This window comes from Streptomyces sp. APSN-46.1, assembly GCF_022815725.1.
GTDB lineage: Bacteria > Actinomycetota > Actinomycetes > Streptomycetales > Streptomycetaceae > Streptomyces.
This window is the reverse complement of the sequence record NZ_JALGRF010000002.1, coordinates 498,895-521,024: the sequence shown is the minus strand read 5'-3', so window position 1 is coordinate 521,024 and position 22,130 is coordinate 498,895. Positions and strand designations below refer to the sequence as shown.

Here is a 22,130-nt window from a genome sequence, read left to right as displayed (position 1 = left end):
GCGGCAAGTCCCAGGCCGAGGAACCCCGGTGGAAGCGCGCACCGAAACGGCTCGACCCCCGCACCCGCCGGTACAGCGAGATCGGAACGAAAACCGCGACGAACACCGCGGATGCTGCAAAACGCATGGAGACCATTCCTTGTCAGTCGAGCGGGATCTCGTCGCGCCAGTCGACGGATTCGGCGAACGGAGGCTGGTCGTCCTTGTGCAGCACGTGGCTGCCGAGGACGAGCACGTCCATCCCGGTGCGCATGAAGCAGCGGTAGGCGTCCTCGGGGGTGTGCACGATGGGTTCACCGCGCACGTTGAACGACGTGTTCACCAGGACCGGGCAGCCGGTCGCCGCCTTGAAGGCGCTCAGGAGCCGGGCGTACGGGGCGTTGTCGCGCTCGGTGACGGTCTGCACCCGCGCCGAGAGGTCCACGTGCGTGATGGCCGGCAGCTCCGAACGGGCTTCGTTGATGCTGCCCAGGCCGCGGCTCGGCCCGCCGGGCTTCAGCGCGGCCTCGGTCTTGATCCGGTCCGCGACCTCGGCGACCACCAGCATGTACGGGCTGTCGCCGACCAGACCGAAGTAGTCCTTGGCGTCCTCGGCCAGCACGGCCGGCGCGAACGGCCGGAACGACTCGCGGAACTTGATCTTGAGGTTCATGCGCTTCTGCATGGACTGGTCGCGCGGGTCGCCGATGATCGACCGTGCGCCCAGGGCGCGGGGGCCGAACTCCATGCGTCCCTGGAACCAGCCCACCACGGCGCCGTCGGCCAGGTGGCCGGCCACCTCGTCGTAGAGCTTCTCCTGCGAGAGTGTGGTGTAGGCGTAGGAGTTCTCGTCGAGGAACTTCTCGATCTCGCTGTCGGAGAAGCCCGGCCCGAGCAGCGCGCCCGACATGCCGTCACCGCCGTCGGCCAGGTGCGGCCGGCCGTGCGCCGGGACCGAGTGGTCGAGTGCGGCGCCCAGCGCGCAGCCCGCGTCACCGGCCGCCGGCTGGATCCACAGCTCGTCGACGATGCCGGAACGGCTGAGCACACCGTTGGCGACACAGTTCAGGGCGACGCCGCCGGCCATGACGAGCGAGCGCTCGCCGGTCTGCTCGACCGCGGCCCGCGCCAGGCCCAGCACGATCTCCTCGGTGACCACCTGTACCGAGGCCGCCAGATCGCAGTGCCGCTGCTCGAGTTCGCTCTCCGCGTCCCGGATCGGCGCGCCGAACAGCTCCTCGAAGGCGCGCCCCACCATGCGGCTGCCCTGGTGGAACTCGAAGTACTTCATGTTCAGCGTGAACGAGCCGTCGGGCCGGATGTTCACCAGTTCCCGGCGAATGATGTCCGCGTACCGCGGCTCCCCGTAGGGCGCCAGGCCCATCAGCTTGTACTCGCCGGAGTCGACCTTGAAGCCGCAGTAGTAGGTGAACGCCGAGTACAGCATTCCCACCGAATGCGGAAAGGAGACCGAGTTGACCAGTTCCAGGGAGTTGCCCCGCCCGTGCCAGATCGTGGTGGTCTGCCATTCGCCCACACCGTCGATCGTGAGCACGGCCGCGTTCTCGAACGGCGAGGGGAAGAACGCCGACGCGGCATGCGAGCGGTGATGCTGCGAGGCGACCGCCCGCGGCGCCGTGCCACGCCCCATCGCCACGAGTTCGGCGTCCACGCGCTTCAGGACGTCGCGCTTCCAGCGCAGCCATTCCGGCAGTACGGCCGAGAACGGCTGCAGCCCGCGCGGGCCGGCGCTGGCGAACGAGGACAGCACACGCCCGTACTTCAGACGCGGGTCCTCGTAGTAGACGACGGCGTCGAGCTCTTCCAGGGAGATGCCGGCGTGATCCAGGCAGTACGCGACAGCGTCCGTCGGAAACGCGGAATCGTGCCGGACCCTGCTGAAACGCTCCTGCTGCGCGGCGGCCACTACGACGCCGTCGCGGACCAACGCGGCCGCGCTGTCGTGATAGTAAGCCGAAATTCCCAGCGTATACATGGACATCAGGACACCCCCACCGGTGCGTGGTGGAACAGCGACCCGCCTTGCGATCGAGGTTTCCACGGAGTTTTAAGGAATCGGTCGCCGATCCGGTCGGCGATGGTGGATGACGGCAGCGGGGCCAGCGACTCGTAGCCGATGCGCACCCGCTCCCATTCGGCGGCGAACTCCGCCGGGGTCGACAGCTTCGACACCGTGCGCATGTGGGTGTCGATGGCGTCGGCGGCCCAGGCCGAGTGGCCGGTGGACACGTTGTCGATCGTGTTGTGCAGATCGACGAAGTGCGTGGAGAAGCCGTAGTGCTTCAGGAAGCGCCGCGCGGTGCGGTAGCTGCCGCCGACGCCGGAGAGTTCCATCGCCAGGTTCATGCCGAGGATCTCCGGCATGAAGGTGTGCGGCAGCTTGCCCAGGCACAGCCAGTAGACCGGCCGCTCCAGCGACTCCTCACGGAACCGGGTGTCGTAGGCGAACTCCCGGCTGCCGGTCGGCGCGAGCTCGATGCCCATCTCGCGCAGCACATCACGGTAGATCTTGGGATGGTTGAGCTCGATGTCGCCGTTGCCCAGCTCATCCCAGTACGTCTCGAACAGCGGGAAGCCGAACCGGCTGGTGGCGAGCCCCCCGTCGGTGAACCCCTGCAACCACGAACCGTCGATCAGCGTCAGCGGCGCCAGCTGCAGGGTCTCGTCGACGACCTGCTCACGGCTGGGCATGTCGCCGGACCTGCCGGTCTCGAACTCGACGCCGTGCTTGTCGTGCATGTCCAGCAGCCAGGGCCGCAGCCCGGCGGGCGTCCACTGCTCGGGCAGCGACCGGTCCGTGCGGCCCAGCGACCGCTTCGCCCTGACCAGCCAGCGATTCACGTACCGGATGGCGAAGTCACGGGTGGCCGGGGCCAGCACGCGCCCCTGAAGCACGAAGTAGGCCTCGCGGATGTCGGCCGGCACCACGCCGTCCTCGACCGTCTTGTCGAGGACATCGGGTGCCGGCGCGCTCGGGACCCGTGCGGCCGGCGGCAGCGCGGGCTGCGGCTCGGAGTCGGCCAGGGAGTCGATCCACTTCGAGATCACCTCGACGTCATCGGCCGAGAAGACCCGGAACATCGGACCCTTCGGCCCGATCAGGCCGTTGACCAGCGAGCTGCGCTCGGCGTTGCCCGGCTTGACCATGCGGGTCGCGGCCAGCTCCTTCAGCAGCGGACCTGGGTCGGACTTCGCACGCTCCAGCAGCTCGGAAAGCGTGTCTCCGCCGCCCATCCGGAAGTTCTGGTGATAGACGGCCCCTTCCCGGGCACGCTCCCGGATGAGCTGTTCCATCGCGCGCTGAGGATGCAGCGCGGCGCGGGCCTCGTCGAGCAGCAGCTCGTTCCACGACCGCAGGGCGTCGAGCGTCCAGGCGGCACCGAGCTCGACCTGGCGGCGCGCGGCCTCACCGGTCGCGCAGAACTTCTCGGCCACGCCACGCGAGACGTCCAGTGGCGCCGAGATGTCGGTGGCCCCGGTGGACCGCGCCAGATCCAGGCGCGCCCACTCGGCCGGCGCGCCCTCGCTCGCGCGGAGCGCCTCCCAGCAGGGGAGCATGCCGACGGAGCGCATCACCAGGTCGATGCCGGCGATCAGCGGCGCGAACTCGTCGCTGCGCCGGCTGATCGCGAACAAGGTCGCGGGCAGCGCGAACATGTGATCCCGGATCGGCCGCTCGGCAGCCAGTTCGTCGGCGTCCACGGCCAGTTCGGGACGGCCGTACTGCGTCGCGAGGACCTTGAACGCGTCGTAGCGCGACGATCGCGGGCCGCCGACGCCGATGTCGTCGGCGAACAGGGCCAGGATTCTGAGGTGGACCTCGTCCTCGAAGACGCCGGGTGCGCTCATGCCCTGCAGCCAGGCCCCGAGGGTCGAGGCGAGCGGCCCGGACTGGCGAAGAAGCGCGTGCGCCAGGGTTTCCGACGCCTCGGTCCGGTCGACGGAGTTTGTCAACTCTCGATAGGCGCTGCCCTGTTCGTCCGACCACGAGGAGACCTCGTCGAGGGTGACGGACAGGTTCGGAGGATCGGTCTCAGGATCAACAGACGCGACCTCGGCCATGAGTGTCTGGATCGCGGTGGTGCCCAGAAATATCTCTGGGTCGACACACCGGCGGTACGTCTCACGCCACATTTGATGCTCTCTTGCTGTGCTCGGCCGAACCTAGAACATCGGATAAATGGACGCGTCCGGCTTCTTGGACCGCTTCTTCCGGCGGAATATCCGGTCGATCAGAGATGTGATGAACGACATGCGGGGCTCCAGGTTAGATGTTTTCCAGAATCTTGCCGGCAACAAAATCATGACCGTGGTCGGTCAGATGGATCCGGTCAATGAACAGCCACTGATCCGGCTTGGCGGAATCGGCCATGATGGGACTGAAGTTGACGAAGTCGATGCCCATCTCCTTCGCGCCCTGCTCCAGCATCGCCGCGTATTCGATATTCACCTCGCGGCTCAGAATATCGCCGTACATCGCAGCAAAACCGCCGTGCTGCTCAAGCTCGTCGAAGATGAGCTCCTCTTCCCTGCTGCCCTTGTCGCGCACCCAGCCCGACAGCGGCTGAAGAATGTAGGTGATCTTCGCGTCCCAGGTGGAGGCCAGGGCCTTCCACCCGCTCAGGTGGCGCAGCGTGAGGTCGGCGGCGTAGGCGATCTGCTCGTCGATGCTCGGCGCGGCCGGTGCAGGCGCTTCCTTTTCCCTGCGCAGCAGGTTGCGCATCGAGGACTTCGCCTTCGCCCTGTCGTGCTGCGCGAATATGTCCTGGTACATGCCGTACTGGAAGAAGGTGCCGTGATCTTCTTCTCGCATCTGCGGCATGCGCGCCAGGCTCAGGTTGTTGAACCCGGAGAACAGCACGATCTCGTCCACCTTCGGCAACAGGTGACGGTAGAGCGTGAGCAGGAGCAGCTCCTGCGTCGAGTTGAAGCTGCGACCGCCGAAGTTGAGCCAGGTCCCGCCCCGGTCGTCGTGCGCGTTCAGCCGCGAGGGAAGCGTCCAGGCGTCGGAGCTGGCACCGATACCGAAGACCGTGGAACTGCCGGCCAGAAGCCGTACCGACTCGGCGTCACCCTGGTCGGCCACCGAATAGCTGCGGTCGCCGTCCGTGGCATACCGAAAACCGATCGAGTCGGTGTTCACCACGTCCGAACGATGCGATTGCGCATGGAAGAAGAGAAGATGCGGGAGCCAACGGATCTCGCCCTTGCTTGTGAACTTCTCCTCATAGCCCGCAAGGTACGGCGCCAGTTCGTTCCTGATTTTCACAGATAGCTCCTCGGGCAGTACACCCGGACCCTCGTCGAGAACATTATTCGATCTCGATCTTGATGGACTTCACAAGCTCGTCGAACGTCTCGACGAGTCCGTCATCACTGTCGGCAGTAAAGATCACATGGCCATGCGACTGCCAGACGCGCGGCGGAACATCGACAGCGTCCCCCACCTTCCGGTAGAGAGAGAGCTCATGCACGTGGGGCTTGAGACCGGCCTCTTCCACCCCGCTGATCCCGCTGATCCGCCCGGCCTTTTCCGCGAAGAACAGGTAGAAACCGGCCGGAGTGGGTTCGGGCTTGGGACGGAGATCGGGTTTCCGGCCGGAAGCCACGTCCAGCACCGCTGCGACCATGTCGACTCCGGTGCTCAGCAGAACCGACTGGTAGATCGGTCCGCCGCCGAGGCGCGCCGCCGTCTCCAAGATCTTCGGTGTGCCGTCACTCTGGATCCGGAATTCCGTGTGAACGGCGCCCGACTCGATGCCGACAGCCCGGTGCGAGGCGGCAGTGAGCTCGACGATGCGGTCCCGCACCTCCACCGGCAGCCGGCTGGGGGTCGCGTAGTGGACATCGACGAAGTAGGGGCCCTCCATGGGGAGGGGCTTGTCGTGGATGGCCACCACATGGGCCTGACCGTCCACGACGATCGACTCGACGCTGACCTCCGCGCCTGGCAGGTACTCCTCCAGCAGGATCGCCGAGTCGTACTTCTCCACCATCCACGCGTAGAGCGGGTTGTGCGCGATCCCGGACCAGGCGCCACGCTGGATCACCGCGAAATGCTCGGTGAGTTCACTGACGTCGTCCACCCGACGGAAATATCCGCTGTCGTTGTCGATGAGCGGCTTCAGCACCAGCGGAAAGCCGATGCGCGCGGCCTGCGTCACCGCCTCATCGACCGTCCGAGCCAGACCGTAGGCCGGCTGCGGAACGTTCTCCGAGCCGAACGCCTCTCGCATCGCATACTTGTCGCGCACAGTGCGCGCCACGTGCTCGCTTACGAACGGCAATCCCAGGTCAGAAGCCACCGCAGCCGCAGCCGGCACGCTGTGCCCGACGAACGCCGCGACGGCTCGAATGGGTTCCGGCTCAGAGGCCGCCAGTTCACGCACCGCGGCGACCGTGGCCTCGACATCCGAAGTGTCCACCGACACAACGACATCAGCAAACTGTTTTTCCCAGGTTGGATCCTTCACGACAAGCAGAAGTCGATCCCCGTTTTTCTTCGCATACTCTGCGGCTCTCGCCAGGTGACCGCGACGGCTGGCGTTGGACTTGTGGAGTACGAGAATGCTCATTTTCTACATTCTTTACCGTGCACGACGAGGAAGAGCGGACGCTCACCCGTGATGCGGACCAAGCAGTTTCGATCGATTCAGACGGCATGAATCAAGGCACAGCGGAGCAGCCGCCTCTTCGCGGGTCTTCGAAGTGAGCGGTGGTCGCGTACAGGCACACCCGTGCGACGGTCACCGCATGCGTGGCCCCTGCGTTCAGCTGATGCCGTTGAAGAACTTCACTCCGCCGTACACCGACGCGGATCCCAGCTCTTCTTCGATCCGGATCAATTGGTTGTACTTGGCCGTCCGGTCGGACCGCGACAGGGAGCCCGTCTTGATCTGACCGCAGTTGATCGCGACCGCCAGATCGGCGATGGTCGTGTCCTCGGTCTCACCCGAGCGGTGCGACATCACCACGGAGTAGCCGGCACGGAAGGCCGTGTTCGCGGTGTCCAGCATTTCGGTCAGGGTGCCGATCTGATTCACCTTGACGAGGATCGAGTTCGCGATGCCTCGGTCAATCCCGTCCTGGAGCAGGCGGACATTGGTGCAGAAGACGTCGTCACCGACCAGCTGGCACGTGGATCCGATGGCGTCGGTGAGGTACTTCCAGCCCTCGAAGTCGTCCTGGGCCATACCGTCCTCGATCGACACGATCGGGAACCGGGATGCCAGGTCGGCCAGGTAATCAGCGTGCTCGGTCACCGACCGGACACGGTTCTCGCCCGCGTAGTGGTAGGCACCGTCGCGGTAGAACTCGGAGGAGGCAGGGTCCAGCAGCAGTGCTACGTCGCTGCCGGGCTGGAAGCCGCTCTTGTCGATGGCCTTGACAATGAACTCGAGCGCCTCGTCCGCGGTGGCCAGATTGGGCGCGAAACCGCCCTCATCGCCGACATTGGTGTTGTGTCCGGCGTCGCGGAGAAGGTCCCGCAGGGTGTGAAAGACTTCCGAGCCGATACGGACGGCCTCTGCCATTGAGTCCGCACCCACCGGTGCGATCATGAACTCCTGGAAATCAAGCGCATTGTCGGCGTGAGCGCCGCCGTTGATGATGTTGATCATCGGAGTCGGCAGGACATGCGAGAAAGTACCGCCCACATACCGGTACAAGGGCATCTCGTGCGACGAAGCCGCGGCCTTCGCAACCGCCAGCGACACACCCAGCGTCGCATTGGCGCCGAGCCGGCCCTTGTTCTCCGTCCCATCGAGTTCGATCATGCGTCGATCGATGATGGACTGTGATTCCGCCGGCAGCCCCTTCACCGCCTGCGCGATCTCGCCATTCACTGCGGCAACCGCGCGCCTGACGCCCTTGCCACGGAAGCGGTCCGGGTCGGAGTCGCGAAGTTCGACCGCTTCCCGAGTGCCTGTCGACGCGCCGGACGGTACCGCGGCCCTACCCATGGAGCCGTCGGCGAGGCGCACGTCCACCTCGACAGTCGGATTCCCGCGACTGTCGACGATTTCGCGTGCGAACACGTCGGTAATCTCAGACATTCCACTCCTACGCTGTGTCCCACATTTTCATGCTGGATGAGTCATCGCACGGCATTGCTGCCGCGGCGCGCTAGTGGGCACTCCACGCTGAGTTGCACCTGACTGTTGCGCACAGAACCTGCGAGAGATCCCGTCGACCATGCTGTCTGCGCTGCGGACGCAGGAAACGCCATCCCCTTTGTTCAGGATTTCGGCGAATCACGAACGGGATCCGGTCCGGACAGCTTCCGGTACCTCCACGCGCCCACAGTCGGTCCAGACAGTTGGATAGGAACAGAATGCGACCTTCCACATTGAAGGTTGCCCCCACCCCCCGTGCAACGGCACCAAGTTGCCGAGCTGGCGCAATCTAACCACACGCTCCGGGGAAGGGGCATTGCACGAAACGGATTCGTCCGGTTCATGCGCCTTGTTCGTGACGTAACGTCATGTCCCTTTCTGGGGCGGGTAAGAAGCGCAGGCACGGCGTCGGCAATCATGTGGTTGTCGACGCCCCTCATCGACGCAGCCGGTCTGCGCGGATCGCAAGGGCCGCCGAGGTCCTGCGGGTTGAGGTCGGGTGCCGACACTTGCCGACTGCCCGCCCGCGTCCGCGGACCGCATCACGCCCACTGCTCCCTCTCCGCGCTGGGAGGAGAGAGCTGAGTCAAGGAGTCAGGCGCGTACGGCTCGCCGCTGCGCTTCCTTGAGGACCGCCGCCACTGTCGCGAAGTCGTTGTCCACGTGGAGCACCGTGTGGCCGTGATGGACCGCTGTCGCACACACCAGGAGATCGATGGCTCCGGCGGCGCGGTGTTGCCCGCGCTGGGTGAGCTCGGCGGCGACGTGCCCTTCCCGGGGCCGCAACGCCCCCGGCGTACGGAAGAGGTGCCACAGGGCGGACGTGTCGAGGAGGTACGTGATCACTCGAAGGCGGCCCGCCGGGCGCGCTTGGCAGCGGCATGTGCCGCAGCCGCCGCCTCGGGCTCGCCCCGCTCCCCCGCGCGGCCAGCCTCTCGGCGGCCTCCAGCCGCTTGATGGGGCCACGTGGTCCCGCAGCGCCCCGTTGACAGAAATCCCAGGTCAATGGGGGTGCACCGTGGACGGCAGTAAGCCCGCGACCGCAGGTGAATCCTTCCTGCGGCCCCGGGCCAGGGTGGGGCGGGTGGGACTCGAACCCACGGCCGACGGATTATGAGTCCGCTGCTCTAACCGGCTGAGCTACCGCCCCTTTACGGCGTGGCGCGTACATGTGTGCGCGCCGTCTGCCGCAGCATAGCCGCTCATACGATCTCCTGCCTCGGATGCCTCGCATGATCGGCTTCGCCTGTTCAGAGAGACCGCGCTGAGGGCTGCCCGGTTCCGGTCCGGGGGCAAAAAAGAAGAGGACCCACCGGGGTCCTCTTCTTCCACGCTCCCCCGACTGGACTCGAACCAGTAACCCTCCGGTTAACAGCCGAATGCTCTGCCAATTGAGCTACAGGGGACTGCGCTCCCCCGACTGGACTCGAACCAGTAACCTGCCGGTTAACAGCCGGCTGCTCTGCCAATTGAGCTACAGGGGATTGCTGCGGTGCACCGAACAGCCCACCTCCGGCCTTTCCCGGGGGGCGAGCGCCCGCTGCGAGTCATAGATTAGCGCAAGCAGGGGGGTGCTCCGCCAATCGGTATCGGAAGCAGGCCGGGCACCACACGACGAAGGGTGACAGGCATGCGGTACAAGGTCGTCTTCGCGGTCGGACTGGCCCTCGGGTACGTGCTCGGGACCCGGGCGGGACGCGAGCGGTACGAGGAGCTGAAGAAGTCCGCGCGCGGGGTCGCGCAGAACCCGGCCGTGCGGAACGCCGCCGAGTCCGCGGGGCAGACCGGGCTCCACTACGCCGGGAAGGCCTTCGCGGTGGTGAGCGAGAAGGCCTGCGCGGCGGTGCCGGATTCGCTGGCCGAGCGGGTACGGGGGCTGCGGGACCGGGTCGGCGCGGGCGGCGCCGGCGCCGAGGACGACTGGGGTACCAGCAACACCTGAGGCGCCGGGGGGCGTCCGTCGGCCCGTGCGGCAGAATTCTCCGTATGGGGATAGTCGCCGGGCTGGACAGTTCTTCCGCCTTCACTCGCATCGTCGTCTGTGACACCGACACGGGTGCCGTGCTGCGGCAGGGGTACGCGCCCCATCCGCAGCCCGCGGGAGAACCGGAGGGCGGGAATCCGTACGAGACCGATCCGCAGGCCTGGCTGCTCTCCCTCGGGGAGGCCGCCAGCGGTGGGATCCTCGAAGGGGTGCAGGCCATCGGGGTCTCCGCGCAGCAGCACGGCATCCTGCCGCTGGACGCGCAGGGCGCTCTCGTACGTCCCGCCCTGGTCGGAAACGACAAGCGCGGGCAGGTGACCGCGGCCGATCTGATCGACGCGCTCGGCGGCCGCCACGCCTGGGCCGATGCCGTCGGGAGCGTCCCGCACTCCGCGCAGCCGCTCGCGAAGCTGGCCTGGCTGGCCCGCACGGAGCCGGAGGCGGCCCGGCGGGTGGCGGTGCTGATGTCCCCGCACGACTGGCTGGTCTGGCAGCTGCTGGGCCGGCCGGCCCGGCGGACCACCGACCGGGGCGGCGCCTCCGGCACCGGGTACTGGTCGCCGGCCACCGGCTCCTACCGGCCCGACCTGGTCGAGCTGGCGCTCGGGCACATGGCCCTGCTGCCCGAGGTGCTCGGCCCGGCCGACGCCGCCGGGACCACGCCGGAGGGGCTGCTGATATCCGCCGGCACCGGGGAGACCATGGCCGCCGCCCTCGGGCTGGGCCTCGGTCCCGGTGACGCGGTGGTCTCGCTGGGCGCCTCCGGTTCGGTGATGGCCGTGCACCACGAGGCCCTGACGGAGCCGGGCGGCCTGATCACCTCCCTCGCCGACGCCGGGGGCATGCATCTGCCGGTGGTGAACACCTCCAACGCCGTACGGGCCCTGCGCGGCACCGCCGAACTGCTGGGCACCGACCTGGAGGGGCTGTCGGAGCTCGCGCTGAAGTCGACGCCGGGCGCGCACGGCCTCGTACTCCTGCCGTACCTGGAGGGTGAGCGGACGCCGAACCTGCCGCACACCGCCGGGACCCTGGCCGGGCTGCGGCGGGACTCGATGAAGCGCGAGCACCTGGCGCGGGCCGCGTTCGAGGGCATGCTGTGCGGGCTGGCGGACGCCCTGGACGTGCTGCGCTCGCGCGGCGTCGAGATCCGCCGGGTGTTCCTGCTGGGCGCGGCGGCCGAGCTGCCCGCCGTACAGGCGGCGGCTCCCGGGCTGTTCGGGACCCAGATCGTCGTGCCGGCGCCGGCCGACTACGCGGCGCTGGGCGCGGCGCGGCAGGCCGCCTGGGCGCTGGGGGTGCGGCAGGGCACGCTGGCTCCGCACACCCCGCCGGTGTGGCCGGCCCCGGCGGCGCAGGTCTTCGAGCCGGGCGAGGAGTACCCGGCCTGGCAGGCGGTGCGCCAGCAGTACATCACCACGCGGGAGCAGATCCACCCCGGGGCGTTCTAGCTGGCTAGATACGCTCCGGGGGGCGTAGGACTCCCGGCGCGCGGGTACTCCTTTTGACCTGCCTTTGCGAAAATCGTTGGGGTTCCGGCGCCGCGTTGGCCAAGATGGAGCGAACCCCTCGATCTTGCCAACCGGAGCCTGCGCGTGCTCATACGACTTCTGCGGACCCATCTGGGTCCGTACCGGAAACCCATCGCTCTTCTGGTCCTTCTCCAGCTCCTGCAGACCAGCGCGACCCTCTACCTCCCGACGCTCAACGCGGACATCATCGACAACGGTGTCGTCAACGGCGACACGGGCTACATCCTGCGGTTCGGCGCGCTGATGCTCGGTGTCTCGCTCGTCCAGCTCGGATGCAACATAGGCGCCGTCTACTTCGGCGCCCACACGGCGGCGGCCGTCGGCCGGGACATCCGCGCCGGCGTCTTCGACCGGGTGCAGAGCTTCTCCGCCCGGGAACTCGGGCAGTTCGGCGCCCCGTCGCTGATCACCCGTACGACGAACGACGTTCAGCAGGTCCAGACCCTGGTGCTGATGACCTTCACGCTGATGGTCTCCGCGCCGATCATGTGCGTCGGCGGCATCGCGATGGCGCTCTCGCTCGACGTGCGGCTCTCCGGGGTGCTGCTGGCCGTCGTGCCCGTGCTCGGCGTCTCCGTCGGCGCCATCGTCTTCAGGACGCGGCCGCTGTTCCGGGCCATGCAGACGCGCCTGGACACCGTGAACCGGGTGCTGCGCGAGCAGATCACCGGTAACCGGGTGATCCGCGCCTTCGTCCGCGACGACTACGAGAAGGACCGTTTCCGCGAGGCGAACGCCGACCTCACGGGCGTCTCGCTGGCCGCCGGCCGACTGCTGGCGCTGATGTTCCCCACCGTCATCGTGGTCGTGAACATCTCCAGCGTCGCCGTCATCTGGTTCGGCGCGATGCGCATCGACAGCGGCGGCATGGAGATCGGCCAGCTGACGGCCTTCCTCGCCTACCTGATGCAGATCGTCATGGCCGTGATGATGGCCACGTTCATGTTCATGATGGTGCCGCGCGCCGAGGTCTGCGCCGAGCGGATCCAGGAGGTCCTGGACACCGAGTCCAGCGTGGTCCCGCCCGCCGACCCGGTGCGCGAGCTCACCCGGCGCGGGCGCCTGGAGCTGCGCGGCGCCGACTTCCGCTACCCGGGCGCCGAGGCTCCGGTGCTGCGCGGGGTGGACCTGGTGGCCCGCCCCGGCGAGACCACGGCGGTGATCGGTTCCACCGGCAGCGGCAAGTCCACGCTGCTCGGCCTGGTGCCCCGGCTGTTCGACGCGACGGGCGGCGAGGTGCTCGTCGACGGGGAGGACGTACGCCGGCTCGACCCGGAGCTGCTGGCGAGGACGGTCGGCATGGTCCCGCAGAAGCCGTACCTGTTCTCCGGAACCGTGGCGTCCAACCTGCGCTACGGGCGCCCGGACGCCACGGACGAGGAGCTGTGGCAGGCCCTGGAGGTGGCGCAGGCGAAAGACTTCGTGTCCGAGCTGGAGGGGGGCCTGGACGCTCCCGTCACCCAGGGCGGAACCAATGTTTCCGGCGGCCAGCGCCAGCGCCTGGCCATCGCCCGCACCCTGGTGCAGCGCCCGGAGATCTACCTGTTCGACGACTCCTTCTCGGCCCTGGACTACGCGACGGACGCGGCGCTGCGCGCGGCGCTCGCCCGGGAGACCGAGGACGCGACGGTGGTCATCGTCGCCCAGCGGGTCTCCACGATCCGTGACGCCGACCGGATCATCGTGCTGGACGAGGGGCAGGTCGTGGGCGAGGGGCGCCACCACGAGCTGATGGCCGGCAATGAGACCTACCGGGAGATCGTGCTCTCCCAGCTGACGGAGGCGGAGGCCGCATGAGCGGGCCCGGAGGACGGATGATGATGGGGCCCGCCGAGCGGTCCCTGGACTTCAAGGGCTCGGGCAAGCGGCTGCTGCGGCAGCTCGCGCAGGACCGGGCCAAGCTGTGGGGCATGGTCCTCGCCGTCATAGGCAGCGTCGCCTGCGCGGTCGTCGGTCCGAAGATCCTCGGCGAGGCCACCGACCTGGTCTTCGCGGGGATCGTCGGCCGGCAGATGCCGGCCGGCATCACCAAGCAGCAGGCGCTGGACGGGCTGCGCGCCGACGGCCAGGGCGGGATGGCGGACATGCTGTCCGGCACCGACTTCACCCCGGGCGAGGGCATCGACTTCGGGGCCGTCGGCGTGGTGGCGGTCTGGGCGCTGGTGGTCTTCACCCTGGCCGGCCTGTTGATGCTGGTCGCGACGCGGCTGTCGAACCATGTGATGAACGGCACCGTGTACCGGATGCGCGAGGAGTTGCAGGCGAAGCTGTCGCGGTTGCCGCTGTCGTACTTCGACAGCCAGAAGCGCGGTGAGGTGCTCAGCCGGGCGACGAACGACATCGACAACATCGGGCAGACGCTCCAGCAGACGATGGGGCAGCTGCTGAACTCGCTGCTGACGATCGTCGGTGTGCTGGCGATGATGTTCTGGATCTCGCCGCTGCTGGCGCTGGTCGCGCTGGTGACGGTGCCGGTGTCGGTGTTCGTCGCGGCGAAGATCGGCAAGAAGTCGCAGCCGCACTTCGTGGCGCAGTGGAAGACCACCGGCGTGCTCAACGCGCACATCGAGGAGATGTACTCGGGGCACAGCCTGGTCAAGGTCTTCGGCCGGCAGAAGGAGTCCGCGGCGGTCTTCGCCGAGCAGAACGAGGCGCTGTTCCGGGCCTCGTTCAAGGCGCAGCTGGTCAGCGGGATCATGCAGCCGGTGATGTTCTTCATCTCGAACATCAACTACGTGCTGATCGCGGTGGTCGGTGGTCTGCGGGTGGCCTCGGGCACCCTGTCCATCGGCGACGTGCAGGCCTTCATCCAGTACTCGCGCCAGTTCTCGATGCCGCTGACGCAGGTCGCCTCGATGGCGAACCTGGTGCAGTCCGGTGTCGCCTCGGCGGAGCGGGTGTACGAGCTGCTGGACGCGGCGGAGCAGGAGCCGGACGCCGAGGTTCCGGAGCGTCCGGAGAAGCTGAGGGGGCAGGTCACCCTCGACAAGGTGGCCTTCCGCTATGAGCCCGACAAGCCGCTGATCGAGAACCTGTCGCTCGCGGTCGAGCCGGGCCACACGGTCGCCATCGTCGGCCCGACGGGCGCCGGCAAGACCACGCTCGTCAACCTCCTGATGCGGTTCTACGAGGTCACGGGCGGCCGGATCGCCCTCGACGGCGTGGACATCGCGAAGATGACCCGCGAGGAACTGCGCGGCGGCATCGGCATGGTGCTCCAGGACACCTGGCTCTTCGGCGGCACGATCGCGGAGAACATCGCCTACGGTGCCGCGCGCGAGGTCACCCGCACCGAGGTCGAGGAGGCGGCGCGGGCCGCGCACGCGGACCGGTTCATCCGCACCCTCCCGGACGGTTACGACACCGTGCTGGACGACGAGGGCGCGGGCGTCAGCGCGGGCGAGAAGCAGCTGATCACCATCGCCCGGGCGTTCCTCTCGGACCCGGTGATCCTGGTGCTCGACGAGGCGACGAGCTCGGTGGACACCCGTACCGAGGTGCTGATCCAGAAGGCGATGGCGCGCCTGGCGCACGGCCGTACGTCCTTCGTGATCGCGCACCGGCTGTCCACGATCCGCGACGCGGACGTGATCCTGGTGATGGAGAACGGCTCGATCGTGGAGCAGGGCACGCACGAGGGGCTGCTGGCCTCGAACGGCGCGTACGCCCGCCTGTACACGGCGCAGTTCGCGCAGGCGGTGGCCGAGGTCGACTAGGCCGTCCCGCGCGGATCAGGCTGGGGGTGCCCTCGTACGGGGGGCACCCCTTCCGCGTGCCTGGACTGACAGCGGCCGTCCGTCAGTCCAGGTAGCCGCGGAGCTGGTCGGCGAAGGCGTGGTCGCGCAGTTTGTTGAGGGTCTTGGACTCGATCTGGCGGATCCGCTCGCGGGTCACGCCGAAGATCCGGCCGATCTCCTCCAGGGTGCGCGGGCGGCCGTCGGCGAGTCCGTACCGGAGCTGGACGACTTTCCGCTCCCGCTCGCCCAGGGTCGAGAGCACCGCTTCGAGGTGTTCGCGCAGCAGGAAGAACGCGGCGGACTCCACGGGTGAGGCCGCGTCCCCGTCCTCGATGAGGTCGCCGAGGGCGACGTCGTCCTCCTCGCCGACCGGCGCGTGCAGCGAGACCGGTTCCTGGGCGAGGCGCAGTACCTCCAGGACCCGCTCGGGGGTCAGTTCCAGGTGGGCGGCGACCTCTTCGGCGGTGGGCTCGTATCCGCGCTCCTGGAGCATGCGGCGCTGGACGCGGACGACCCGGTTGATGAGCTCGACGACATGGACGGGCACCCGTATGGTCCGGGCCTGGTCGGCGAGGGCCCGGGACATGGCCTGGCGGATCCACCAGGTGGCGTAGGTGGAGAACTTGTAACCGCGGGCGTAGTCGAATTTCTCAACGGCCCTGATCAGTCCGAGGTTCCCCTCCTGGACCAGGTCGAGCATGGTGAGCCCGCGGCCGACATAGCGTTTCGCGACGGAGACCACGAGCCGCAGGTTCGACTCGATGAGGCGGCGTTTGGCCATGCGGCCCATGACGACGAGCTTGTCCAGGTCAAGTGTGAGCTGCAAATCAAGATCGGTGTGAGCGGCGAGTTTCTCCTCGGCGAACAGTCCGGCTTCGACGCGTCGCGCGAGTTCCACCTCTTCCGCCGCGGTGAGCAGCGGGATCCTGCCTATCTCGCGCAGGTACTGCCGGAAGAGGTCGGCGGAGGGGCCCGATCCGCTCCCGCTGTCGGCGCGGCGGCCGCGCTGCTCCGGCACGCGCTCGATCAGTTCCAGGGCCTCGGGCTCGTCTTCCACGGCTTCGGCTTCGGTATCGGGCTCGGGCTCTTCGGCCTCGGTGGCTTCGGCTCCGCGGTCGGGGGGCCGGCTCAGGTTCACGGTCAGGGTCTGGGTCTGCACGGGGGCGACCTCCAGGGCTCCGAGGACTCAAGCACCGCACCTCAGTGTGGGGTACGGCACATCGCCGCCACGAGGGGCGTGCGAGCACTTTCTGAGTCCGGTGCGTGACCGGATGGTTACCCCCCGCCGGGAGCCCCGATGCGTAGCGGACGCATGTCCGAGTCGGGCCGTCCAGCGGAAGACGGCCGTCATGCGCCTACGCGGGCTCCACGCGCACCGCGCAGACCTTGAACTCCGGCATCCGGGAGACGGGGTCGAGGGCCGGGTTGGTGAGGGTGTTGGCGCGGCCCTCGCCCGGCCAGTGGAACGGCATGAACACCGTGTCCGCGCGGATGGCGTCGGTGATGCGGGCCGGGGCCACCGCGCGGCCGCGCCGGGAGACCACCGCGAGCGGGGCGCCCTCGACGGCGCCGATACGGGCCGCGAGGCGCGGGTGGAGTTCCACGAAGGCCCCGGGGGCGGCCGCGTTGAGCTCCTCCACCCGGCGGGTCTGGGCCCCGGACTGGTACTGGGCGACCACCCGGCCGGTGGTGAGCAGGAGCGGGTACTCCGCGTCCGGCATCTCGGCGGCGTCGCGGTGCGAGACGGGGGCGAACCGGGCCCGGCCGTCATCGGTGGCGAAGCGGTCCAGGAACAGGCGCGGGGTGCCCTGGTGGGAGTCCTCCGGGCAGGGCCAGAAGACGCCCTGTTCGGCCTCGATCCGGGCGTACGAGATGCCCGCGTAGTCCGCCGGGCCGCCCGCCGAGGCGCGCCGGAGTTCCTCGAAGACCACCTCGGGGTCGGTCGGGAAGCCCTTCTCCACGCCGAGGCGGGCCGCGAGGCCGTGCAGCACCTCCAGGTCGGAGCGGACCCCAGGCGGCGGGGTCAGCGCCCGGCGCCGCAGCAGGACCCTGCCCTCCAGGTTGGTGGTGGTTCCGGTCTCCTCCGCCCACTGGGTGACCGGGAGGACCACGTCGGCGAGCGCGGCCGTCTCGGAGAGGACCACGTCCGCCACCGCCAGGAAGTCCAGCGAGCGGATCCGGTCCTCGACGTGGCCGGCGCGGGGCGCCGACACCACCGGGTTGGAGCCCATCAGGAGCAGCGCCTTCACCTCGGAGCCGAGCGCGTCGAGGAGCTCGTAGGCGCTGCGGCCCGGGCCGGGCAGGGTGGCGGGGTCGATCCCCCAGACCTCGGCGACGTGCGCCCGCGCCGCCGGGTCGGTCAGCTTGCGGTAGCCGGGGAGCTGGTCGGCCTTCTGGCCGTGCTCGCGGCCGCCCTGGCCGTTGCCCTGCCCGGTGAGGCACCCGTAGCCGGACAGCGGGCGGCCGGCCCGCCCGGTGGCCAGGCAGAGGTTGATCCAGGCGCCGACGGTGTCGGTGCCCTTGGACTGCTGCTCCGGCCCGCGGGCGGTGAGCACCATGGCGGATTCGGGCTCGCAGAACATCCGGACCGCCTCGCGGAGCCGGGGCACGGGCACGCCCGTGATCCGCTCCACCAGCTCCGGCCAGTGCGCCATGGCGGCGGCCCGGGCCTCCTCCCAGCCGCTGGTGCGCGCGGCGATGAACTCCTCGTCGGCGCGCCCCTCGGCGACGACCAGGTGCAGCAGACCGAGCGCCAGGGCGAGGTCCGTCCCCGGGCGCGGGGCGAGATGCAGGTCGGCCTGCTCGGCGGTCCGGGTCCGGCGCGGGTCCACCACGATCAACGTTCCGCCGTTGTCCCTGAGTTCCCGGAAGAACCGCAGGGCCGGCGGCATCGTGTCGGCCGGATTGGAGCCGACGAGGATCACGCAGCCGGTGCGGGGGATGTCCTCCAGCGGGAAGGGCAGCCCCCGGTCGAGGCCGAAGGCCCGCTGGTGGGCGGCGGCCGCCGAGGACATGCAGAAGCGGCCGTTGTAGTCGATCTGGGAGGTCCGCAGCGCGACGCGGGCGAACTTGCCGAGCGCGTACGCCTTCTCGTTCGTCAGTCCGCCGCCGCCGAACACCCCGACCGCGTCGGTCCCGTACGTCCGGCCCGTGCGGGCGAGGCCCTCGGCGACCGCGTCGAGGGCCTCCTCCCAGGTGGCCGGCGCGAGCTGCCCGGCATGGGTGCGGATGAGCGGCTCGGTCAGGCGCACCCGGGAGGAGAGCACGGCGGGCGCGGTCCGCCCCTTGCCGCACAGCGCACCGCGGTTCACGGGGAAGTCCGCCCGCTCCTCCACCACCACGCCGGTGCCGCCCGGTTCAGGGCGGAGGTTCATCCCGCACTGCAGCGCGCAGTACGGGCAGTGCGTGGCGGTGACCGGATCCGAGGTGTGCATGCCGTCCAGCGTGCGACGGCGGTGTTACGCGGGCCGCCGCGCCCGGTTACACCTCTTGTACGGGCACCTCAGCGCGCCCGTACGCACCCGGTGAGGGACAGCGGCTCAGTCCGCCAGAGCGGCCAGGGCCCGCGAGACCCCTTCCTCCTTGGGTCCCAGGAAGGTCGGCTCCGGCTTGAAGGCCGCGTCCAGCGCCGCCTTGCCGGCGGCGAGGACCTCGCGCGCCCCGCCGTAGTACCAGGTCGCGTCGTGTACGTCGGCCACCCCGACTCCGTACGAGTCCACGCCCGCCGCCTGGCACAGCGCGACGGCCCGGCGGATGTGGAAGCCCTGGCTGACCAGCACCGCCCGGTGGACGCCGAAGACCTCCCGGGCGCGGACGCAGGAGTCCCAGGTGTCGAAGCCGGCGTAGTCGCTGACGACGCGGTCGTCCGGGACCCCGTGCGCGGTCAGGTACGTCCGCATCGCGTCGGGCTCGTCGTACTCGGTGCGGCTGTTGTCCCCGGTGACCAGGACGACCTTGACCTTGCCGGTGCGGTACAGCTCGGCGGCCGCGTCGAGCCGGTCGGCCAGGTAGGGGGTGGGCCGCCCGTTCAGCAGGCCCGCCCCGAACACCACCGCCACCTCGGCGGCCGGGGCCCCGGCGGTGGTCCGCAGCCGGTCGGCGGCCACCGCGTGCGTCCACGCCGAGGGCAGCAGCGCCAGTACGCACCCGGCCATCACCACCCGCACGGCCCGCCGCCGGGCCCGTACGGTGCGCGGCAGCAGCTTCCGCAGCTTCCGCGCACCGCGCGCGATCTCGGTCAGGCGGCGCGGTCCGCGCATTTCTGGTCCCCCTGGTCATCGTGTCTGGTGAGTCGTCTGGTGATCCGCTGGTCAGGACGCGTGCGAGGACCGCGCGGTTTCAGCGGCCGGGCCCGGGGGCCGGGGCCGGGGGCTCCGGGGACGAGGAGGGCTCCCGCCGAACGCACCGCCGCCGCCCGGGCCGCTGTGAGCAGGTGGAAAACACCCGTCACCACGGCGCAACGCCCCGGCAACCTCCAGCCCGCAGGATCGGTGCATGACGGAGCCGGTGCACCCTCCCGAGTCCCCCGCCTTCCCCTTTGACAGTGCGGCCGAGCTGCTCGGCCGCATCACCCTCCAGCTGGGCACCCAGCTCAGCGGCCTGCGCCGACCCGGAGTCCGCCCATGCAGCAGCAGCCCGCCCTCGTCTGCGTCGCGCACGGCAGCCGTGACCGCCGTGCCCCGGACACCGCCCGCGCGCTCCTCGACCGCGTCCGCGAACTCCGGCCCCTCCTCGACGTCCGGCTCGGCCACATCGAGCTGAACGAGCCGCCGCTCGACGGCGTCCTGCGGGAGCTGCGCGGGGAGGCGGTCCTCGTCCCCCTGCTCCTGGGCCGTGGCACCCACGTCAAGCGCGACCTCCCCGCGGCGGCCGCCCGAGCACCGCACCTGCGGGTCCGCGTGGCCCCGCCGCTGGGCCCGCACCCGCTGCTCGTCGAGGCCCTGTACGAACGCCTCCTGGACGCCGGCTGGACCCCCGGGACCGCGGTCGTGCTGGCCGCGGCGGGCTCCCGCGACCCCGACTCCGCCGCCGACACCCGCCGCAGCGCCGCCATGCTCTCGGAACGGCTCGGCGGGGTGGCCGTCGTACCGGCCTACGCCTCCGCCGCCGCGCCCACCGTCCCCGACGCGGTCCGCGCCCTGGCCGCGCGCGGCCACCACCGGATCGCCGTGGCCTCGTACTTCGCCGCTCCCGGCCGGTTCGCCGCCCAGTGCGCGGCGGCCGTGCCCTCTCTCGCCGCCGCCCCGCTGGGCGACCACCCGGCCCTGGCCCGGCTGCTGCTGCACCGCTACGACCAGGCCCGCGCCGCCCTGCCCCGGCACCCCGCGCGGCCGGAACTCGTCTCCGCCTGATCCCGGTTTGTCACAGGTTCCGGTTACCGTCTCTGCATGGAAGGCATGGAAGGCACCGCGCACGCCCTGGCAGACGACCTCTACGGCCCCGCCGACACCGAGCGCTGGGCCGCCGAGCCGGACAAGCGCCCCGGCCGCACCGCCTTCCAGCGCGACCGCGCCCGGGTCCTGCACTCCGGGGCTCTGCGCCGCCTCGCCGGCAAGACCCAGGTCGTCACGCCCGGCACGCGGTCGTACGACTGGGACGCGAGCCCGCGTACGCGCCTGACGCACTCCCTGGAGTGCGCCCAGGTCGGCCGCGAGCTCGGTGCGGCCCTCGGCTGTGATCCCGACCTGGTCGAGGCCGCCTGCCTCGCGCACGACATGGGCCACCCGCCCTTCGGGCACAACGGCGAGGAGGCCCTCAACGAGTTCGCCGGGGACTGCGGCGGCTTCGAGGGCAACGCCCAGTCGCTGCGGCTGCTGACCCGGCTGGAGCCCAAGCGGTTCGTGCCCGATCCGAGGACGGGCGAACTCGTCAGCGTCGGCCTCAACCTGACCCGGGCCGTCCTGGACGCGGCCACCAAGTACCCGTGGGCCCGCGGCGGGCATCCCACGGATCCCGGCTCGGTCAAGTTCGGCGCGTACGACGACGACCTGCCGGTCTTCGAGTGGCTGCGCCGGGGCGCGCCCGCGGACCGCAAGTGCTTCGAGGCCCAGGTCATGGACTGGGCGGACGATGTCGCGTACTCCGTCCACGACTTCGAGGACTCTCTGCACGCGGGCCACCTCGACCCCAACCTCCTCTTCGCCGAGCCCGAGCGCACGGCGATCTGGCGGGTCGCGATCGGCCGGTACGTCCCGGCCGACACGGAGCCGGAGGAGCTGCGCGAGGCCCTGGACGGGCTGATGGAGGAGGAGTGGTGGCCGCACGGCTACGACGGCTCGGCCGTCGCCCAGGCCCGGCTGAAGGACGCCACCAGCCAGCTGATCGGCCGATTCTGCCTGGCCGCCGAGGGGGCCACGAGGGAGGCGTACGGCTCCGGGCGCCTCACCCGGTACGCGGCGGAGCTGGTCGTCCCGCGCGCGGCGCGCAACGAGTGCGCGGTGCTCAAGGCCGTGGCCGACCTGTACGTGATGCAGCGCGACGAGCAGGGGCGGATCCGCGCCGACCAGCGCATCGTCCTGGCCGAACTCGCCGAGGCGCTCAGCGCCCGCGCGCCCGAGGGGCTGGACCCCCAGTTCCGGGCGATCTTCGACGCGGCCGCCGACGACAAGGCCCGTAAACGCGCGGTCGTCGACCAGATCGCCTCGCTGACCGACGCCTCGGCGCGCTCGCTGCACGACCGCCTCACGCGGCGCACGCGCCTCACACGCCTCACGCGACGCGCCGAAGAGTGAGGTGATCGGGCCACTCCCCCTTCACGCGGCAG

At 69.8% G+C, this 22,130-nt stretch carries 15 protein-coding genes and 3 tRNA genes; 6 read left to right on the top strand and 12 right to left on the bottom strand.

Translation table 11 applies throughout. The features are described from left to right. Window positions 1–142: 142 nt before the first annotated feature. The 9 genes from MTF65_RS08935 to MTF65_RS08895 form a co-directional block, all read right to left on the bottom strand. On the bottom strand, window positions 143–1,981 hold the full coding sequence (locus MTF65_RS08935) for a carbamoyltransferase (RefSeq protein WP_243627884.1): 1,839 nt from the start codon (window positions 1,979–1,981) through the stop codon (window positions 143–145). Then, a complete protein-coding gene (locus tag MTF65_RS08930) occupies window positions 1,981–4,062 on the bottom strand; it encodes an iron-containing redox enzyme family protein (RefSeq protein ID WP_243627883.1) in 2,082 nt (693 codons plus the stop codon). The genes MTF65_RS08935 and MTF65_RS08930 overlap by 1 nt, the downstream gene beginning before the upstream one ends. 205 nt (window positions 4,063–4,267) lie before the next feature. Next, complete coding sequence (locus tag MTF65_RS08925) at window positions 4,268–5,269, bottom strand: SGNH/GDSL hydrolase family protein (RefSeq protein ID WP_243627882.1); 1,002 nt, start codon at window positions 5,267–5,269, stop codon at window positions 4,268–4,270. A gap of 43 nt (window positions 5,270–5,312) precedes the next feature. Continuing rightward, on the bottom strand, window positions 5,313–6,575 hold the full coding sequence (locus tag MTF65_RS08920; RefSeq protein WP_243627879.1) for an ATP-grasp domain-containing protein: 1,263 nt from the start codon (window positions 6,573–6,575) through the stop codon (window positions 5,313–5,315). Window positions 6,576–6,770: 195 nt separating this feature from the next. After that, window positions 6,771–8,054, bottom strand: coding sequence for a phosphopyruvate hydratase (eno, locus tag MTF65_RS08915; RefSeq protein WP_243627878.1), 1,284 nt, complete (start codon window positions 8,052–8,054; stop codon window positions 6,771–6,773). A 654-nt stretch (window positions 8,055–8,708) separates the two neighbouring features. Beyond that, complete coding sequence (locus tag MTF65_RS08910) at window positions 8,709–8,960, bottom strand: hypothetical protein (RefSeq protein ID WP_243627876.1); 252 nt, start codon at window positions 8,958–8,960, stop codon at window positions 8,709–8,711. A 230-nt stretch (window positions 8,961–9,190) separates the two neighbouring features. After that, a tRNA-Ile gene (locus tag MTF65_RS08905) sits at window positions 9,191–9,264 on the bottom strand. A gap of 183 nt (window positions 9,265–9,447) precedes the next feature. Then, window positions 9,448–9,520: transfer RNA gene (locus MTF65_RS08900), tRNA-Asn, on the bottom strand. 5 nt (window positions 9,521–9,525) lie between these two features. Next, window positions 9,526–9,598: transfer RNA gene (locus MTF65_RS08895), tRNA-Asn, on the bottom strand. Window positions 9,599–9,744: 146 nt separating this feature from the next. Here MTF65_RS08895 and MTF65_RS08890 point away from each other — a divergent pair. The 4 genes from MTF65_RS08890 to MTF65_RS08875 all read left to right on the top strand — a co-directional run bounded on the left by MTF65_RS08890 (window position 9,745) and on the right by MTF65_RS08875 (window position 15,346). After that, entirely contained in the window at window positions 9,745–10,056 is a 312-nt protein-coding gene (locus MTF65_RS08890; protein WP_243627875.1) for a YtxH domain-containing protein, read from the top strand. A 44-nt stretch (window positions 10,057–10,100) separates the two neighbouring features. After that, entirely contained in the window at window positions 10,101–11,549 is a 1,449-nt protein-coding gene (locus MTF65_RS08885) for an FGGY family carbohydrate kinase (protein WP_243627872.1), read from the top strand. 144 nt (window positions 11,550–11,693) lie between these two features. Then, window positions 11,694–13,427, top strand: a complete 1,734-nt coding sequence (locus MTF65_RS08880; protein ID WP_243627870.1) for an ABC transporter ATP-binding protein — start codon at window positions 11,694–11,696, stop codon at window positions 13,425–13,427. Continuing rightward, on the top strand, window positions 13,424–15,346 hold the full coding sequence (locus MTF65_RS08875; protein ID WP_243627868.1) for an ABC transporter ATP-binding protein: 1,923 nt from the start codon (window positions 13,424–13,426) through the stop codon (window positions 15,344–15,346). The genes MTF65_RS08880 and MTF65_RS08875 overlap by 4 nt, the downstream gene beginning before the upstream one ends. 82 nt (window positions 15,347–15,428) lie before the next feature. On the opposite strand, the gene MTF65_RS08870 is transcribed toward MTF65_RS08875, so the two are convergent. The 3 genes from MTF65_RS08870 to MTF65_RS08860 form a co-directional block, all read right to left on the bottom strand. After that, window positions 15,429–16,526, bottom strand: a complete 1,098-nt coding sequence (locus tag MTF65_RS08870) for an RNA polymerase sigma factor (protein ID WP_243627866.1) — start codon at window positions 16,524–16,526, stop codon at window positions 15,429–15,431. 196 nt (window positions 16,527–16,722) lie between these two features. Further along, window positions 16,723–18,801 (bottom strand): molybdopterin oxidoreductase family protein, encoded by a 2,079-nt coding sequence (locus tag MTF65_RS08865; RefSeq protein ID WP_243627865.1) that lies wholly within the window; start codon window positions 18,799–18,801, stop codon window positions 16,723–16,725. Between the two features lie 105 nt (window positions 18,802–18,906). Further along, window positions 18,907–19,626 (bottom strand): vancomycin high temperature exclusion protein, encoded by a 720-nt coding sequence (locus tag MTF65_RS08860; protein WP_243627864.1) that lies wholly within the window; start codon window positions 19,624–19,626, stop codon window positions 18,907–18,909. 363 nt (window positions 19,627–19,989) lie between these two features. On the opposite strand from MTF65_RS08860, the gene MTF65_RS08855 reads away from it, so the two are divergent. After that, window positions 19,990–20,718 carry a sirohydrochlorin chelatase gene (locus MTF65_RS08855; protein WP_374207187.1) on the top strand — a complete coding sequence of 243 codons (729 nt, stop codon included), beginning with the start codon at window positions 19,990–19,992 and terminating at the stop codon, window positions 20,716–20,718. A 36-nt stretch (window positions 20,719–20,754) separates the two neighbouring features. Then, entirely contained in the window at window positions 20,755–22,098 is a 1,344-nt protein-coding gene (locus tag MTF65_RS08850) for a deoxyguanosinetriphosphate triphosphohydrolase (protein ID WP_374207186.1), read from the top strand. The last annotated feature ends 32 nt before the right edge of the window (window positions 22,099–22,130 follow it).